We start from the raw sequence: 17,395 nt of genomic DNA, 5'->3' as shown, positions 1-17,395 counted from the left end.
GATGAGTATTGCAAATATCACTGAAAGTAGTTAGAGTTTTATTGCAAATAATAATTATAATGGGTGTCACATACGTGGGGAATATTTTGCAAAGTGTTTTGCATATTCCAATCGCAGGAAGTATTGTTGGATTAATTTTATTTTTCCTGCTACTTCAATTTAAAATAATTCCTTCTAAATGGGTAAGTGAAGGTTCTAATTTCTTTTTAACATTTATGGTATTTTTCTTTGTGCCATCAGTTGTTGGTGTCATGGACGTAGTTTCTGAAATTAACTTGAACTTTATACTGTTCTTCGTAATGATTGCTCTAGGAACTTGCTGTGTTGCGCTTGTTTCAGGATTTATCGCTGAAAAAATGGTTAAAGGCCGACGATACGGGAATGGACAAAATTAGATGATGATTTTACAAGCAGCATTAATGATTGGTTTAACACTTATCATGTTTATAGGAGCAAAGAAATTACAGAAAAAGTATAATAGCCCATTTTTAAATCCAGCCTTAATATCATCTATCGGTATTGTTGTTGTATTACTATTATTTAATGTAGATTATAACGGGTATATGATAGGTGGTAAATGGATTAATTATTTATTAAATTGTACAGTTGTATGTTTAGCATTCCCTTTATATCAAAATCGACATAAAATATTAGAACACTCCGCTATTATTTTTAGTAGTGTATTTGCGGCAGTAATGTTAAATTTCATCTTCGTATATACCATATTGAAGGCTTTCGGTTATTCAAAAGAAGTCATTGCAACAATGTTACCAAGATCTATGACCGCAGCGGTAGGGATTGAAGTATCCCATCAGCTTGGTGGTGTAGATACGATTACAGTTATGTTTATCGTGGCAACAGGCTTAATTGGCAGTATTGTCGGTTCTTACCTGTTAAAATTGGGCAGATTTAAGACTTCGATTGCTAGAGGTTTAACTTATGGTAATGCATCACACGCGTTTGGCACAGCGCGGGCACTAGAAATAGATTTAGAATCAGGTGCTTTTAGTTCAATTGGTATGATTTTAACGGCGGTACTCAGTTCAATACTACTACCAATACTCATCCTCTTTTTATATTAAATGTAGCAGTGTTAAAGATTATTTTTAATAATAAAATATATATTTAAACACAGGGAATTTGAAAGGAGCTATTTATATAATGGCAAAAATTAAAGCAAATCATGCATTAGTAAGAGCGTTAAAAGTTTGGGACATAGATCATTTATATGGTATTCCAGGAGATTCTATAGATGCAGTCGTGGATAGTTTGAGAACAGAAAGAAATAATATTGAATTTGTTCATGTGCGTCATGAAGAAGTAGCAAGTTTAGCAGCAGCAAGCTACACAAAATTAACTGGGAAAATTGGTGTAGCTTTGAGTATCGGCGGCCCTGGTATCGTTCATTTATTAAACGGTATGTATGATGCAAAAATGGACAATGTGCCACAGTTAATATTAGCTGGTCAAACTGATAGTACAGCATTAGGAACAAAAGCATTCCAAGAAACTGATATTAGTAAAATGGTTGAAGATGTTGCGGTTTATAATCGCCAAATTTCAGAAAATGATAAAGATATCTTTGGTATTGTAAATGAAGCGATTCGCACAGCTTATGAGAAAAAAGGCGTAGCAGTTTTAATATTGCCTAACAACTTATTGACAAACAAAGTGAAAGATACAACAAATACGAAAGTTGATACTGCGCCTCCAGCTCGAATTGCGCCAAAACCACGTAGTATTAAAAAAGCGACAAAACTTATAGATAAAAGTAAACGTCCGGTTATTTTAATTGGCACAGGTGCCAAAAAAGCTAAAGATGAAGTACGTGAATTTATAGAAGCAGCTAAGATTCCTTCAATTATCACGTTGCCGGCTAAAGGTATTTTACCTGATGCACATCCATATAATATTGGTAATTTAGGTAAAATCGGTACAAAAACATCTTATCAAACAATTCAAGATGCGGACTTATTAATTATGGTAGGTACAAATTATCCATACGTTGATTATTTACCTAAAAAAAATATTAAAGCAATCCAGATAGATACAAACCCAGAAAACATTGGACATCGTTTCGATGTCAATGTAGGTATTATTGGAGATAGTAAAATTGCATTACAACAATTAACAGACTCTGTAAAACATGTATCTAATAGAGAGTTCTTGAATAAAACATTAGAAAGAAAAGCAACTTGGGATTCATGGATGGCTAAAGATAAAGCTGACGAAAGTTCACCAATTCGTCCAGAACGTCTTATGGATAGTATCAATCAAGTCAGAACTGATGACGCAATCTTTTCTATCGATGTAGGGACATCAACAGTTTGGTCAACACGTTATTTAGACTTAACAGTGAACAACAAATTTATTATATCAAGTTGGTTAGGTACGATGGGTTGTGCTTTACCAGGTGCAATCGCTGCAAAACGTGCGTATCCAAATCGTCAAGTCGTAGGTATTGCTGGAGATGGTGCTTTTGAAATGGTCATGCAAGATTTTGCGACAGCTGTACAATATGATTTACCGATGACGATATTTGTATTAAATAATCAACAATTATCATTCATTAAATATGAACAGCAAGCAGCTGGTGAATTAGAGTATGCCATTGATTTCACTGATATCGATTTAGCAAAATTTGCTGAAAGTTGTGGTGGTATAGGATATACGTTGAAAGATCCTAATAGAATCGATGATGTAGTAGAAGAAGCTATGTCACAAGATAAACCAACAATAGTGAATGTGTACGTTGATCCAACTGCGGCTCCGCTTCCAGGTAAAATTGTAAAAGATGAAGCAATTAACTACGGTAAATGGGCATATAGATCCATTACTGAAGATAAAAAATTAGACTTTGATGAGATTCCACCAATGTCAACAGCGGTTAAACGTTTCTTCTAAGATGAGATGAAGTGAAATGAACAAAGCTATCAAACCATAAAGGGTTTGATAGCTTTTTTATTATGGAATATCTAACTTAAGTACGTTAATCATAGTAAATAGCTGTTCACGTCATCGTTGCATGCACCTTATTGAACAGGCAATCAAAGCATATTTATATAGAAATAGGTTATATATAAATCAAACGCTATTGTGGAAATATGTTGTCTGTTATCAAGAAAGGAAGATTGCTAATGTTTAAATCAATGTTCAAAAATATTCATTTGAAGACACCACATACTTATGCATTATTGTTACTTATAATTATATTTGCAAGTTTACTGACATATATAATTCCAGCAGGGGAGTATGCGCGTGAGGAAAAAGGAGGACAAACACTTGTAGTTTCAGGTTCATATCAAGAAGTTCAACAACAAGGTGTGTCCTTTTTCGACATATTTAGGGCCATACCTGAAGGCTTAATTAGTGGTGGTGAGATAGTCTTTTATATCTTTTTGGTTGGTGGTGCTTTTGGAATTGTACATAAGACAGGCGCTTTTGAAAATGGTGTTAACAAAGCTATGCAAGTGTTGGGTTCATTTAAGTTTCTCATGATTCCATTGACTATGGTTATTTTTTCTATATTAGGATTTTCTATTGGCTTAGCAGAAGAAACCATTATATTTGTGCCTATTGGTATTATTATTGCACGGACATTAGGCTACGATGCACTTACAGGTGCTGCAATGATTATTTTAGGTGCAGCTAGTGGTTTTATAGGTGGTATGCTCAATCCTTTTACAGTTGGTGTTGCACAGTCTGTAGCAGAGTTGCCGATGTTTTCAGGATGGGGTTTAAGAACAATCATTTATCTGTTTATTTTAACTGCAGCTATTATTACAGTAATGATTTATGCACACAAAGTTAAAGGTGACATGACAAAGAGTTTAGTATACGAACTAGAACAAGTCGAAGAAAAGAAAGAAACGAAGATGGACATGCCACGTTTTACGAAAAGTCAGGCTACAGGTTTAGCGCTCATCATTGCAGCTATTATTTTAAACGTGTTTGGCATATTTAGATATGGATGGTCTTTTAATGAAATGAGTGCAAACTTCCTGTTGGCTGGATTGTTAGCAGGTTTAATAGGTGGACTAGGTTTAAATGGCACATTTGATGCAATGATTGAAGGCATGAAAGATATACTCTTCGGTGCGATGATCGTTGGATTTGCTAAAGGGATTATTGTGATACTAGAAAATGGCAAGGTTATTGATACAATCGTACATGGTATGTCAACTTTGTTAGGTGATGTGCCGTCATCTATCGTTATCTTGTCGATGTTTGTCTTACAATTTTTATTGAATTTCTTTATACCATCTGGTTCAGGACAAGCATTAACAACAATGCCTTTAATGGTACCTATTTCAGACTTATTAAATATTAATCGACAACTTACAGTATTGGCCTTTCAATATGGTGATGCAATTAGTAATATTTTATTTCCCACGTCGGCGATACTCATGGGGGCACTGGCAGTGGGGAAAATTACTTACACACAATGGTTAAAATTTGCGTGGAAATTAATTATAGTATGGGTATTGATTTGTAGTATTGCCATGTCTATTGCATTAGTGGTTGGATATTAGTGATATCATATCAATAGATAAATCTAATATTTTGAGTAATACTTCACTGTGTTGAACGATATAAGTTGTTGTTTATTTTTAAATAATAGTATATAATATAAAAAAACAAATCATCATATTGCGTGTTACTGGTAAAGCAGGCATGAGCAAACATAATGACTATTGGGAATAGTCTGTTTGCTCATGCCTTTTTTGTATGCAGTTTGATGATATAAATTAAAGAAGGGATGTTTTTAAATGTTTAAAAAACTTTTTGGACAGCTTCAACGTATTGGTAAAGCATTGATGTTACCAGTCGCTATTTTGCCAGCTGCTGGATTGTTACTAGCTTTAGGCACAGCGTTTCAAGGGGAAGCGTTGCAATCTTATTTACCGTTTATAAAAGTAGAGGGATTTCAAAATGTAGCTAAAATGATGGAAGGTGCGGGGGGAATTATCTTTGATAATTTACCAATCATCTTTGCATTAGGTGTTGCTATAGGGTTAGCCAGTGGAGATGGTGTTGCTGCTATTGCTGCATTTGTAGGATTTATTGTTATGAATAAAACAATGGGCGCATTTTTAGAAATTACGCCTGACAATGTTGATGATGCAGCAAGTGGTTATGCCAATGTCTTAGGGATTCCCACACTACAAACAGGTGTGTTCGGTGGTATTATCGTCGGTGCACTTGCTGCATGGTGTTATAATAAATTTTATAATATTACCTTACCAAGTTATTTAGGCTTTTTTGCGGGTAAACGATTTGTGCCAATTATGATGGCTACATGCTCATTTATACTTGCTTTTCCAATGGCGTGGGTATGGCCAGTCATTCAAGATGGGCTTAATACATTTAGTGAAGGGTTACTCGATTCAAATACTGGAATAGCAGTATTCTTATTTGGATTTATTAAACGTTTATTAATTCCATTTGGATTACATCATATTTTCCATGCGCCATTTTGGTTTGAATTTGGTAGCTTTAAAAATGCTGCGGGTCAAATCATCCATGGTGATCAACGTATCTTTATTGAACAAATTCGTGATAATGTACCATTAACTGCTGGTAAGTTTATGGGTGGAGAATTCCCAGTTATGATGTTTGGTCTTCCAGCTGCAGCTTTAGCGATTTATCATTCAGCTAAGAAGGCAAATAGAAAAGTCGTAGGCGGGTTGATGTTATCCGGTGCTTTAACATCATTCCTTACAGGTATTACAGAACCTTTAGAGTTCTCATTCTTATTTGTTGCTCCATTATTATTCTTTATTCACGCAGTATTAGACGGTTTAGGTTTCTTAGTTATGTATTTACTCAATGTGCATTTAGGCTATACGTTCTCAGGTGGATTTATTGATTTCTTATTACTCAATATCATGCCTAATAGAACAGCGTGGTGGCTAGTTATACCAGTTGGACTGGTCTATGCTGTCATTTATTACTTTGTTTTTAGATTTGTAATTAAAAAATTAAATTACAAAACGCCTGGTAGAGAAGATGAAGAAATGCAAAATAGTTCTGTCGCAAAGAACGAATTGCCGTTTGAAGTATTACACGCAATGGGTGGTAAAGAAAATATTAAACACCTTGATGCTTGTATAACACGATTAAGAGTTGAAGTTAATGATAAAGCAAAAGTGAAAGTTGATGTTTTGAAACAGCTCGGTGCTTCGGGAGTACTTGAAGTTGGAAATAATATGCAAGCAATTTTCGGCCCTAAATCTGATCAAATCAAGCATGACATGGCGAGGATCATAAATGGTGAAATTACAAGACCAAGTGAGACAACATTAACAGAAGAAGATGATAGTAAAGTAGTGAAATTATCTGAGTCTGAAGACAACAATGGCGTAGTATCACAATCAGAAATAGAAGTATGCTCTCCAGGTAGAGGCAAGTTGGTCCCACTCTCTGAAGTACCTGATGAAGTTTTTGCTCAAAAAATGATGGGTGATGGCGTTGCGCTGATACCTGAAGATGGTGAAATTGTTGCACCATTTGATGGTACAGTGAAAACAATTTTTCCAACGAAGCATGCAATTGGATTAGAATCTAAAGATGGTCTTGAATTACTAATTCATATTGGAATTGATACGGTTAAGCTAGAAGGTAAAGGTTTTGAGCGTATGGTTGCTACAGGGGACACGATTAAAAAAGGACAACTATTAATGAAGGTTGACTTAGACTATGTACAAGCACATGCGCCAAGTATTATAACACCTATAGTGATTACAAATATTGAAAATCGTACACTTAAAATTGAAAGTAAAGATATGATAGAACCACAACAACTGTTGATGACAATTAAGTAGATTCTTAAATCAGCATATCCAATAGCGTCATGAATTTATAGGTATAAATAACAATATTCAAAAATAAAAGTGCACTTTCATTTATATGAGAGTGCACTTTTTTTGATTAAAAACGAAAACAAAATAAAACTATGAATGCTTGAATATGCATACCTTTTATTTATAAAAACGAAGTATTAATTAACAAAAACGAAAATTTATTTTGTAAATATATACTTATCTTGTTGGTTAACTGTTGAAAAATTCTGAAAAAATAAATAGGATGGGTTATAATGACTAACAATGACGAATAGAAAATGAAGGTGAAACGATGAAATATCATTTATCAATAGAAGTTATGCCTCAAGTTAAACTCGTACAACCAGAGTTATATATGGCTGAAGAATTGTACCATACGATTAAAGAAAACTTTTCACATTTAGCACAGTTTTTAGACTTTTTGAAAGAAGATATGACAATTGCGGATGAAAGTGCATATTTGAAGATGATGATGCAACAACAAGTTGAGAATAAAGGGAGATTATTTCTAATCTATCATAATGATAAATTAATAGGGACAGTGGACTTACATAAAATTGACAATAAAAATAAAAAAGCTGAGATTGGCTATTGGATTGCCAAAGGATATACAGGAAAATCTATTATCACGACATGTGTGAAATATATTTGTGATTTCTCCTTTGAAGTAATGGGCTTAAATAAACTTATTATTATGGCAGACTTAAGGAACAAAGCGAGTAAGAAAGTTGCAGAAAAAGTTGGTTTCACGTTTGTATCTACTGATTTTGAGGACGTGTTTGATGGCGAGACCTATCGTGATATGAATCGATATATATTATTGAGAAAAGATTATTTTTAACATCATCCACAAGTTATATAGGATTAAAAAAGCATATATTTAGTGAACATATGAGAAGGGTGGTAACTCATGAACACGACTAGAGGAATTAACCATATTGGTTTAACTGTTCCCAATATTGAAGCAGCAACTTTATTTTTTAAAGAAGCTTTAGGTGGGAGAATTGCGTATGATAGTCAAACAACAGCTAATCCTCCACGTGAAGGTAGATTTGTAGAACAGGTATTAGGAATAGAAAAAGGAGCGAAAATTATAAAAAAGCGTATGTTGGTATTTAACCATGGGCCTAATATAGAGTTGTTTGAATTTAAAGAAGCGAACCAAAGAAATCCAGAATCATTACAAGATATAGGCTACACACATTTGTCATTTTATGTAGATAATTTTGATTATGCGTTTAAACGTATAAAATTAGCAGGAGGTGTCCCTATTTCTGAACCGCATGCAAATACAAAATATGAAGATACTAAAGACAATAAAACTGTATATGTACGTGCACCATGGGGAAGTTTGATAGAATTACAAACCATACCGAATGGCTATTATTATCCAGAAGATAGTGAAGCTGAAGTATTCATACCTGAAAAATAAAGGAGCAATTAAAGATGTTACAACGTAAATTAAATATTGCCAATTTAAACACACCTATACATAAGTTAGAGCATTTAAGCCAAACGCTTGGTAAAGATATATATATCAAAAGGGATGATTTCACTGGGACAGAAATATCTGGAAATAAAGTACGGAAATTAGAGTATACAATACAATATGTCTTAGATCATGGTTATGACACTGTGATTACTACTGGGGCAATCACTTCGAATCATGCACGAGCAACCGCTGCACTTTGCGCGCAATTTAATATAGAATGTCATCTTGTATTGAGAGGAACAAATACGGAATATGAAGGTAATTTATTTTTAGAGGCGATGTTAGGTGCTCATATCCATATCATTAAACCGAGTGAATCTAGAGAAGAAGCGATGAATATATTATATAGCAAGCTTGAGCAAGAAGGAAAGACACCATTTCTTATTCCAGTAGGCGCATCAGATTGGATTGGCACGCATGGCTATGTTAATGCTTATGAAGAAATTATTGAGCAAGAAGCTGAATTAGGCATTAAATTCGATTCTATTAATTTAGCTGTAGGTTCTGGTGGCACATATGCAGGACTTTGGTACGGTAATGCAAGTAACAACTTGGCAACTAAGATTATAGGGTATGCTGTAGATCAAAGCACAGAGGACTTTGAACAAAAAGTAAAAGAGATTGTGAAACAGTTAGATCAAAATATACTATCTTTTAATACATTACATATCAATGATAACTATGTAGGACTTGGATATGGTCAAGCGACAGATGAAGAACTACAATTCTATATTAATATTGCTAAAACGGAAGGGATTATTTTGGATCCTATATATACCGGCAAAGCGTTTAGTGGATTAGTTCAAGAAATAAAACAAGGGAACTATGATGACCAACAAGCAATCTTATTTATTCATACAGGTGGAATTTATGGTTATACTCAAGAAATGAGAGAGCGTATAAAACAACTATTACCTGATATTTCAGATGCAGTATAATAACTAAGTAAGAATTGAATATATTCGCGATATTACCGATTTACATGTATGCTTATTTTATATTAAATAGTCAGTTTTATATAGCATTACTCCATTACAGTATAGTTAATAATAGGTGTATTTGACGTTATATTGTTTGATATTGAGCGTGAATCCTTTGATTCTTCACGGAACAATGTTTCATAATAGAATACAATTTACGCAGTAAGGGTGGTGTTCACCAATGAAACAAGATTTGGTTACGATTGAAGATTTTCATGATTTTATAGTAAGTCATGATCTTGCTGTAATACATGTGATGAGAGATAGGTGTAGTGTATGTCGGGCAGTATTACCACAAATCGAAGGTCTTGTGAACGATTTCCCGCAAGTGGCATTAGGTGTGATTAACCAGAGTCATTTAGAAGCAATTGCAAGTGAGTTATCTATATATATACGGCGCCAGTAGACTTGATCTATTTAAAAGGAAAAGAAATGCATAGACAAGGTCGTTTTATTTATATGCAACAATTTGAGCATCAATTGGAGTTGTTGACTTATAATGGTGACTATTCATGAATGAGACATAAGTTATAAATGTGAAAGATAAATAAATCTTATTTGAAATGAAATTGATATGGAGATAATACGATAAACGTCTTTGAGAGTGAAAACTTGAGAAGACGTTTTTAATTTGCGCTATAAACATGATATTTACGCACCCAATTTATGTAGTTAGAAATAAAAGTGTGCAAAATTGAATAATAAGTATCTTATTTATATATAATAATGTATGATGGTATTAATCAATTGGATGAAGGTGATGATCATGCGCGTAGAAAGAATATGTCCTAATGAAGCGGAAGCACTTTATGACTGTATGAAGCAGATAGATCAAGAAGCACAGTATATGCTCTATCTTCCAGAAGAACGCACATTCAATAAAGATAAATTAGTTGAGCATCTTAGATATCAGTTTTATATAAGTGTCAAAACAGAAGATAATAAAATCATGGGTTATTTGTCTGTACATATGAGTACTTTATATAAATTGAAACACATTGGTTACATTAGCATAGGATTAGTGGAAGAACTTCAACAGCAAGGATTGGCGACTAAAATGTTTGAAGAAACGATTAAATGGGCGCAACGTAAGGGGTTAAGACGTTTAGAGTTAACGGTGATTACTTACAATACACCAGCTATAAAATTCTATGAAAAGTTAGGATTTAAAATTGAAGGTATTAAACGTGAGTCTATTTATATGAATGAGCATTTCTATGATGAATTATATATGGCAATGATGTTAAATGAAATGAATATAACAAAATCTGATAATTTATGGTAATTTACGTTTATTGTTAGAGATAAGTGTTTTTTGCTGAAATCATTATTCTATCTCATATAAAATGAATATAACATGAGGAGGTAGATTATGGTTGTAAAGAAAATGATAGCATTAACAAGTGCGTTACTAACAACATCATATTTATACATCAAGATAAAAGAAAAACGTAGTTACAAAAGTTTTTTATGTGAAATGATGCTAAGAGTGAATAGAGTGAAACGTGCATTTTTAACTGTAGAAGGTGCACAACGTGCATTAAATGAAGTTGAACAAGATACAAAAGGTTTATATCAAGGAACACAGTATCAATTTCAAAATAATGTAGAAAAGACTTTTTATCAAAATGTAACTACATATGTTGTGAATGATAAATCTCAAAATCAACAAGCTGTTATTTTGTATTTACATGGAGGTGCATGGTTTCAAAATCCATTAGACCACCATTTTGCATATATTGATATGCTGGCGAATCATTTTGGTGCTAAAGTCATCATGCCTATTTATCCCAAAGTACCTCATGCTACATATCAAGATACATTTGATTTGCTAGTAGAAATATATGATGAGTTAAGTGAAACGATACAACCTGGGAAGCAATTAACCATTATGGGAGATTCAGCAGGTGGACAAATTGCTTTGTCCTTTGCACAGTTATTAAAATACAAAGGATTAAGCCAACCGCAACATATTGTCCTATTATCCCCCGTATTAGATGCAACTTTTAGTAATCCAGAAGCACAAGAATATGAGCGTATTGATCCTATGCTAGGTATTGAAGGAAGTAAATATTTCTTGAAATTATGGGCAGGAGATCTACCATTAGATAATTGGAAAATATCACCCATCAATGGTGATTTAACAGATTTAGGGCATATAACCATTTCTGTAGGCACAAAAGAAACATTATATCCAGATGCAGTGAAATTATCTGATTTGCTTAATAAACAAAATATTGTGCATGAATTTTTGCCAGGATATAATTTATTTCACATTTATCAAGTGTTTCCGATTCCAGAACGTCAACAAGTACTATTGAAATTAAAGCAGATTATTAAAGTAGACTAATAATATAGGATGAGTCATATCGTTTTCTAAATGGTTACACTATTATAAAGTGTATATAAATAAAAAATAAGCACATTTCAACTACCTTTGTTGAGATGTGCTTATTTTGTTATTGTTGCTTTTATTTTTGAAATGAGATAGCCGTTGTTTACAATAAAAATCATTAGCAAGATTAAGGTGAATAGAACTTAGATGTAAAAGTAATTATAGATACTTAAAAATAAAAAATCATACAAGGTTTTCAGAAGATGGATTATCTAAAGCTCTTGTATGAGATTGAATTGAGTTAAAAGATGATATTTGTTTTATCAAACTTGATTGTGAATCATTAGGCACGCTATTCGTTTCTGTTGTAGTTTGTTTAGAAGTGTTATTGATATGATCCACGTTTTCAACACGTTTAGAATTATCAGTATCTAAAACCGAATTTTTCATGTCATTTCCTTGCATGCTACCGATTAAAATCAAGATTAAATAGCTACAAGTTAATACGGATACAATGACAAGGTAAATTGAAACGGTTAGTTTTACAGGTCTACTCATAAACTGCCTCCTAAATAGCTCTATTAGTACTTTCACATATAACTTAACATTTAAATTTTAATATCATGTAAAGATGTAGTAAATTTTGCATATTTGTTTATTACAATTTATTGCTAGAGTAGTAACTATTATTTTTATTTTTTTATTAAAATAAAGATATTTTTTAATTTCCATAAAACGCCGTCATATAAGTGTTTTCAAAAGTCTTAAGTTTAATATTACACTAAATGTAAATCTTTATTTACAAATTATTAACAACCCCTTTAAACAGTTAAAACTAAATCAATAACAGCATGATAGCATATCTGTAATGAATGGTAGGAAATGATTAAGCAGTATGAGAACAATACATAAGCTTTACGTATTGTATGACCCCATATGATTGACCTATCTTAAAATTTCATAAAACTTTAACTACGCTGATGAAAAGAGGGACAAAATTTGCTACTGATCATAATATGTGTAGGGTTAATTCTTTGGTTGGGCATTGTTGAGAAACAAAGGCATTCTAACAGATTAGAAAAAATCCCAATACGCATCAATATTAATGGTATTAGAGGTAAATCTACTATAACGAGATTAATTTATAGTATTTTGCGTGAAGATAAATACCGAGTAATAGGTAAAACAACAGGTACTGATGCACGTTTACTGTATTGGTTTACACCTAGAGAATATCCAGTTTATAGGAAACCACAAGGTGCTAATATCGGAGAACAACGTGACATTATTCGCAAGGTTGTGAAGCAAAAGGGTAATGCGCTTGTGAACGAATGTATGGCAGTTAATCCAGATTATCAAATTACCTTCCAAAGAGATTTAGTTAAAGCAAACATTGGCGTTATTGTTAACGTAATGGAAGATCATATGGATGTCTTAGGTCCTACATTGAAAGAAGTTGCAGAAGCCTTTACAGCTACAATTCCTTATAAAGGACATCTTGTAGTTATGAAAGATGATTACACAGACTTTTTTGCCAAAGTAGCTAAAAGACGTAAAACAAAACTTATAGTAGTAGATAAAGAAGAGGTGCCTGAATCTTATTTAAGAAAGTTTGGTTACATTGTGTTCCCAGATAACGTAGCAATTGCTATGGGTGTAGCAGAAGCATTAGGTATTGATCGAGATACTGCTTTAAGAGGCATGCTCAATGCGCCACCAGATGTAGGTGCCGTTGAAGTTAAATACTTTAATGCAAATCAAACTACAAACGTTTATGTAAATGCATTTGCAGCGAATGAACCTCAGTCAACAAAAGCGATATTAAATAAAGTGGAAAGTTACAACTATCCATATCGAAAAGTTGTTATCGTATTAAATTGTCGTGATGACAGAGTGGATCGAACGAGACAATTTGTTGAGAACTTTATAACAGAAGTTGAATTTGACACTTTAATTTGTACTGGTAAAAGTACCCAAATGGTCACTGACGCAATGAAGGGTCAGAAACACAAAAAATATCTAAACTTTGAAGGTAAAGATATGAAACAAGTTGAAGATGCGTTGTACAAGGAATCTGAAAATGCCCTGATTTTCTGTGTAGGTAATATACACGGTCCAGGTAAACAAATAGCGCAATATATAGAAGGGATCAAATAATATGATAGGTTCAGAGTTATATTTTTCATTATTTGTAGGCATTGTGCTCAGTTTAATCTTTGCCGAAAAATTTGGTATCAGCCCAGCAGGTTTAGTTGTACCAGGATATTTAGCACTTATATTTGACCAACCAATAATGTTATTATCCGTGCTAATTATTAGTTGTATTACATATTTTATAGTAAATCATGGCATCAGTCGTTTCGTAATTTTATACGGGCGCAGGAAATTTGCAGCAATGATACTAACGGGTATGGTATTAAAATTTGTATTCGATTTGCTCTATCCTATAACCCCGTTTGAAATGGTTGAAATGTCTGGTATAGGTGTTGTTATTCCAGGAATCATAGCTAATACGATACAAAAACAAGGTGTCATTATCACTTTATCTACATGTATGCTGCTAACATGTATCACTTACGTCATCTTATTCTTATATAGCTTTATCAATTAGTAAGGAGCATAAATATGAAGAATTCTAAACGATTTTCTATAGATGAGCGTGTATTAAAATGGACGAAACGCCATAAAAAGCGCAACTCCATATACACCAGTATCATTCTAATAATAGCTATTGTACTTATAGTATTTGCTATGAACTCAGAAAAGATAGTCCCCGTTAAAGCTATGAGTAAAAGTCAAGGTGACATAAGGATGACTTATTTAGGCAATGTGGAGTTAAATAACCATATCCGAAAAAATAATATCAATGAATCATTTGGTGCTATTAAAGATATTTTAAAAGGAAGTGATTATTCAACAGCAAGTTTAAAACTTTCCGATTTTTCAAATGATAAAAAAACGAATATTAACAATAACTTAGAGAATGTAATGTTTTTAAAGGAATTAAACGTTAAAAGTTTGAATATTGTTAACCAAGTTACAGATAATATAACAGCTAGAGATTTTAGCAAAGCTGTGGAAGCACAAGCGGGCTATAATTATTTAACTGGAAATGGTTCTAACCCGATAAATAGTAAAACAGTGCAACAAACTGTTAAAGGGAAAAAAATCGCTAATGTTTCATTTACTGATGTTGAATCCGATTATACAGATCCAATAAAAAATACAACCTCAGTAAGTTTAGAACCCAATATTTTTATTCCTTTAATAAAAAAACTTAAAGAAAATAATGATTATGTCGTCGTCAACGTAGACTGGGGTATTACCGATGAACGAGCAGTTACAACGAGGCAAAGACAATATGCACATGCACTTTCAGATGCTGGTGCTGATGTAATTATTGGACATAACACAGTAGTTCAAAAAATAGAGAAATATAAAGGAACAAGCATCTTTTATAGTTTGGGTAATGTTACATCAGAAGGATTTCTATCTAAGAATAAACAAGGATTGGCAGTGCAACAAAATTGGAATGGAAAGCAATCGCAATTTATGGTTACACCAATTAAATCACAAGCAGGAAAAATTACTGAAGCACGCCCTAATAAAGTAGAAGAAATTAAAATGCTAAATAATATTCAAAGTAAAAGCGTGAAGCTTAAAAAAGAGAATGGAGGGTACATATATGAACATTAAAGAACATTGGGTAAGTATTACAGTCATTGCAGTAGTATTAGTCATTTTTCTATTAATTATATTCGCTAAAGCGAATGAAGGACTTGATCCATATGAGCTAAATGAACTTAAATCATCTCATCATCAATATTTGTCTAAAGGAGCTTAGTTATGAGTATTTATAATCGAAAAACGCTCATCGTAATATTACTCCTAACTATAATCATTTCTATCCTGTTTTTTATGGCAACCAAAAAAGATAACTATGATAAAGATGATTTATATGAGAATAAAATTGCTGATCATGATCAAGATACATCAGACAAAAATTACGGTGTTGCTTCAAATAACCCCATAGCAACACGTGTGGGCGAAAAAATATTGAAAGACGGTGGTAATGCAGTTGATGCCTCCATGGGTGTGTCCTATGCGCTTGCTATAACAGAACCACACTCATCTGGTTTAGGTGGTGGTGGTGCCATGTTATCTTACGACGGTCAACCTAATGTTGCGCCGAAGCAATGGCAATATAAAGATATATCTTCTTTTAATTTTAAAAATAAAGATCAAACAGGTACCCCAGGATTTGTGCGTGGTCTGCATGATGCCCATAAAGAAGCAGGAAAGATGGATGAAAAGAAAATTATGAATTACGTTATCCCTCTTGCTGAAGATGGATTTGAAGTCGATTCTGAATTAGAACGTAGTTTGAAGCTTTATGGTTCTGATGTTGATAGAGATTCTCCTTTCTTTGATGGTAAACAAACCAAAAGAGAGGGAGATGTTATAAAACAACCAGAATTAGCTGAAACATTAAGAGGGATTAGAGATAAAGGTCCTGATTATTTTTATGACAAAGTTGGTAAGAGTATTTCTAAACAACTTGATGATAAATTGACAGAAAAAGATTTTAAGAGTTATAAATCAGAGAAAAAAGAACCTGTGAGTACAGATTACTTAAATAATAAAGTATATTCTGCGTCTAATCCATTAGGTGGCACATTAATGCTACAAGGATTAAAAATTGATGAAGCAACTGATAATCAAGCTGCCCCAGATAATCGCTTAGATTACATAACTGGCATATTGAAATCAAGAGCACTGATGTACAGAAATAGAGATATCGTAAATGGTCAGGATGAAGATTATGATGAATACTTATCGCAAGACTATTTATTAGGCAAGTTGAATGAAATTAACTTTAATAGTAATTTTAATACGACAAATGTTGATAATACGAGTACGACACATTTCGTTGTTATTGATAAAGACGGTAAGTTAACAAGCACTACAAATACGTTATCTAGCTTCTTTGGAACAGGTAAGTTTATGAAAGAGGGCTTTTATATGAACAACTCTTTATCAAACTTTTCTTCGAACCCTGCGAGTCCGAATTATGCTGGTAAACATAAAGAGCCTAGGTCATTTACAGCGCCAAGTATAGTAGTTGGACCGGATTATTATATGGGCATTGGTACACCAGGTGGTAATAAAATACCAACCACGATTAACGAAGTGCTTATAGATTATTTGAGAGGTAACGGTACACTACAAGAATCTATTGATAAGCCACGCTTCTATAATGATTATGGCAAAATTTTCTATGAAAATGCGACGAACAAGCAAGATATTGATATTTTCAAGAGTTTAGGTTTCCAAGTTGAAGAGAAACGTAATGACCCTAACTTTGGAAGTGTTCAAGCTGCATTATATAATCGAAATGATAAGACAGTAGAAATTGGTCACGATGTAGGTAATAGATAATCAAGTTGATATAAGATGATTAGATATCCTATAAACTACGATAAGGAAAGGCTTAAATAAAACATAAAAGCAAGTGGATATCCTATTGCAGGATGTCTACTGGCTTTTTGCATTTAGAGAGTAAACTTCAGGTAATGTGAACTGAAGTTCAAATAATATAGAAAATAATATAAGTATGACAATGATTAACTTGAGGCAATATGGATATAACTAGAAAAGAAATTTGGAAATTGGTAATATTATACTTAAATATTAACTTTGTACACTATTGGTGGGAGGTATTTTTTTAAGTATTCATATAGAGAAA

16 protein-coding genes and 1 pseudogene are annotated in these 17,395 nt (G+C 32.9%); 16 read left to right on the top strand and 1 reads right to left on the bottom strand.

All coding sequences use genetic code 11. The annotated features are described in order from the left end of the window. Positions 1–8 precede the first annotated feature (8 nt). The 11 genes and pseudogenes from BK821_RS01740 to BK821_RS01690 all read left to right on the top strand — a co-directional run bounded on the left by BK821_RS01740 (position 9) and on the right by BK821_RS01690 (position 11,664). On the top strand, positions 9–395 hold the full coding sequence (locus tag BK821_RS01740) for a CidA/LrgA family protein (RefSeq protein ID WP_071331044.1): 387 nt from the start codon (positions 9–11) through the stop codon (positions 393–395). Then, positions 396–1,082 (top strand): LrgB family protein, encoded by a 687-nt coding sequence (locus BK821_RS01735; RefSeq protein ID WP_046835950.1) that lies wholly within the window; start codon positions 396–398, stop codon positions 1,080–1,082. A 79-nt stretch (positions 1,083–1,161) separates the two neighbouring features. Beyond that, positions 1,162–2,904, top strand: coding sequence for a pyruvate oxidase (locus tag BK821_RS01730; RefSeq protein WP_046835949.1), 1,743 nt, complete (start codon positions 1,162–1,164; stop codon positions 2,902–2,904). A 233-nt stretch (positions 2,905–3,137) separates the two neighbouring features. After that, positions 3,138–4,532: a YfcC family protein gene (locus tag BK821_RS01725; protein WP_046835948.1), complete on the top strand. Its 1,395-nt coding sequence runs from the start codon at positions 3,138–3,140 to the stop codon at positions 4,530–4,532. A 237-nt stretch (positions 4,533–4,769) separates the two neighbouring features. After that, the gene (gene ptsG / locus BK821_RS01720; protein ID WP_046835947.1) at positions 4,770–6,824 is read left to right on the top strand and encodes a glucose-specific PTS transporter subunit IIBC; all 2,055 of its coding nucleotides are present in this window, start codon (positions 4,770–4,772) and stop codon (positions 6,822–6,824) included. A gap of 310 nt (positions 6,825–7,134) precedes the next feature. Continuing rightward, positions 7,135–7,683, top strand: a complete 549-nt coding sequence (locus BK821_RS01715; protein ID WP_046835946.1) for a GNAT family N-acetyltransferase — start codon at positions 7,135–7,137, stop codon at positions 7,681–7,683. A gap of 69 nt (positions 7,684–7,752) precedes the next feature. Next, a complete protein-coding gene (locus BK821_RS01710; protein ID WP_046835945.1) occupies positions 7,753–8,274 on the top strand; it encodes a VOC family protein in 522 nt (173 codons plus the stop codon). Positions 8,275–8,288: 14 nt separating this feature from the next. Next, entirely contained in the window at positions 8,289–9,272 is a 984-nt protein-coding gene (locus BK821_RS01705) for a D-cysteine desulfhydrase family protein (protein ID WP_046835944.1), read from the top strand. 223 nt (positions 9,273–9,495) lie between these two features. Continuing rightward, a pseudogene (locus BK821_RS01700) lies at positions 9,496–9,830 on the top strand (thioredoxin family protein). A 250-nt stretch (positions 9,831–10,080) separates the two neighbouring features. Continuing rightward, positions 10,081–10,599 carry a GNAT family N-acetyltransferase gene (locus tag BK821_RS01695; RefSeq protein ID WP_071331043.1) on the top strand — a complete coding sequence of 173 codons (519 nt, stop codon included), beginning with the start codon at positions 10,081–10,083 and terminating at the stop codon, positions 10,597–10,599. An 87-nt stretch (positions 10,600–10,686) separates the two neighbouring features. Beyond that, positions 10,687–11,664, top strand: a complete 978-nt coding sequence (locus BK821_RS01690; protein ID WP_071331042.1) for an alpha/beta hydrolase fold domain-containing protein — start codon at positions 10,687–10,689, stop codon at positions 11,662–11,664. Between the two features lie 228 nt (positions 11,665–11,892). On the opposite strand, the gene BK821_RS01685 is transcribed toward BK821_RS01690, so the two are convergent. Then, positions 11,893–12,207, bottom strand: coding sequence for a hypothetical protein (locus BK821_RS01685; protein ID WP_046835940.1), 315 nt, complete (start codon positions 12,205–12,207; stop codon positions 11,893–11,895). Positions 12,208–12,648: 441 nt separating this feature from the next. Here BK821_RS01685 and pgsB point away from each other — a divergent pair, with 441 nt between their 5' ends. From pgsB to BK821_RS01670, 5 genes are read left to right on the top strand one after another with little or no spacing between them, the layout of a single operon-like run. Further along, on the top strand, positions 12,649–13,806 hold the full coding sequence (pgsB, locus tag BK821_RS01680) for a poly-gamma-glutamate synthase PgsB (RefSeq protein ID WP_046835939.1): 1,158 nt from the start codon (positions 12,649–12,651) through the stop codon (positions 13,804–13,806). Between the two features lies 1 nt (position 13,807). Then, the gene (pgsC, locus tag BK821_RS13540) at positions 13,808–14,260 is read left to right on the top strand and encodes a poly-gamma-glutamate biosynthesis protein PgsC (protein WP_046835938.1); all 453 of its coding nucleotides are present in this window, start codon (positions 13,808–13,810) and stop codon (positions 14,258–14,260) included. A 14-nt stretch (positions 14,261–14,274) separates the two neighbouring features. Beyond that, complete coding sequence (locus BK821_RS01675; RefSeq protein ID WP_071331041.1) at positions 14,275–15,345, top strand: CapA family protein; 1,071 nt, start codon at positions 14,275–14,277, stop codon at positions 15,343–15,345. Beyond that, the gene (locus BK821_RS13405) at positions 15,335–15,493 is read left to right on the top strand and encodes a hypothetical protein (RefSeq protein WP_167693335.1); all 159 of its coding nucleotides are present in this window, start codon (positions 15,335–15,337) and stop codon (positions 15,491–15,493) included. Before BK821_RS01675 ends, BK821_RS13405 begins: the two co-directional genes overlap by 11 nt. Before the next feature lie 2 nt (positions 15,494–15,495). Beyond that, positions 15,496–17,088, top strand: coding sequence for a gamma-glutamyltransferase (locus BK821_RS01670; protein ID WP_046835936.1), 1,593 nt, complete (start codon positions 15,496–15,498; stop codon positions 17,086–17,088). Positions 17,089–17,395 lie beyond the last annotated feature (307 nt).

Origin of the sequence: Staphylococcus sp. LCT-H4 (genome assembly GCF_001866145.1) — a bacterium.
GTDB classification, from domain to species: Bacteria; Bacillota; Bacilli; order Staphylococcales; family Staphylococcaceae; genus Staphylococcus; species Staphylococcus succinus.
The sequence above is the reverse complement of the archived record's forward strand: the minus strand, read 5'-3'. Positions and strand labels throughout refer to the sequence as shown.

Excerpts from the sequence above, each read along its gene's own strand:
- ptsG (WP_046835947.1), top strand. The coding sequence starts at position 4,770 with ATGTTTAAAAAACTTTTTGGACAGCTTCAACGTATTGGTAAAGCATTG.
- BK821_RS01675 (WP_071331041.1), top strand. The coding sequence starts at position 14,275 with ATGAAGAATTCTAAACGATTTTCTATAGATGAGCGTGTATTAAAATGG.
- BK821_RS01725 (WP_046835948.1), top strand. The coding sequence starts at position 3,138 with ATGTTTAAATCAATGTTCAAAAATATTCATTTGAAGACACCACATACT.
- BK821_RS01730 (WP_046835949.1), top strand. The coding sequence starts at position 1,162 with ATGGCAAAAATTAAAGCAAATCATGCATTAGTAAGAGCGTTAAAAGTT.
- BK821_RS01705 (WP_046835944.1), top strand. The coding sequence starts at position 8,289 with ATGTTACAACGTAAATTAAATATTGCCAATTTAAACACACCTATACAT.
- BK821_RS01685 (WP_046835940.1), bottom strand. The coding sequence starts at position 12,207 with ATGAGTAGACCTGTAAAACTAACCGTTTCAATTTACCTTGTCATTGTA.
- BK821_RS01715 (WP_046835946.1), top strand. The coding sequence starts at position 7,135 with ATGAAATATCATTTATCAATAGAAGTTATGCCTCAAGTTAAACTCGTA.
- BK821_RS01695 (WP_071331043.1), top strand. The coding sequence starts at position 10,081 with ATGCGCGTAGAAAGAATATGTCCTAATGAAGCGGAAGCACTTTATGAC.
- BK821_RS01690 (WP_071331042.1), top strand. The coding sequence starts at position 10,687 with ATGGTTGTAAAGAAAATGATAGCATTAACAAGTGCGTTACTAACAACA.
- BK821_RS01735 (WP_046835950.1), top strand. The coding sequence starts at position 396 with ATGATGATTTTACAAGCAGCATTAATGATTGGTTTAACACTTATCATG.
- BK821_RS13405 (WP_167693335.1), top strand. The coding sequence starts at position 15,335 with ATGAACATTAAAGAACATTGGGTAAGTATTACAGTCATTGCAGTAGTA.
- BK821_RS01670 (WP_046835936.1), top strand. The coding sequence starts at position 15,496 with ATGAGTATTTATAATCGAAAAACGCTCATCGTAATATTACTCCTAACT.
- BK821_RS01710 (WP_046835945.1), top strand. The coding sequence starts at position 7,753 with ATGAACACGACTAGAGGAATTAACCATATTGGTTTAACTGTTCCCAAT.
- pgsC (WP_046835938.1), top strand. The coding sequence starts at position 13,808 with ATGATAGGTTCAGAGTTATATTTTTCATTATTTGTAGGCATTGTGCTC.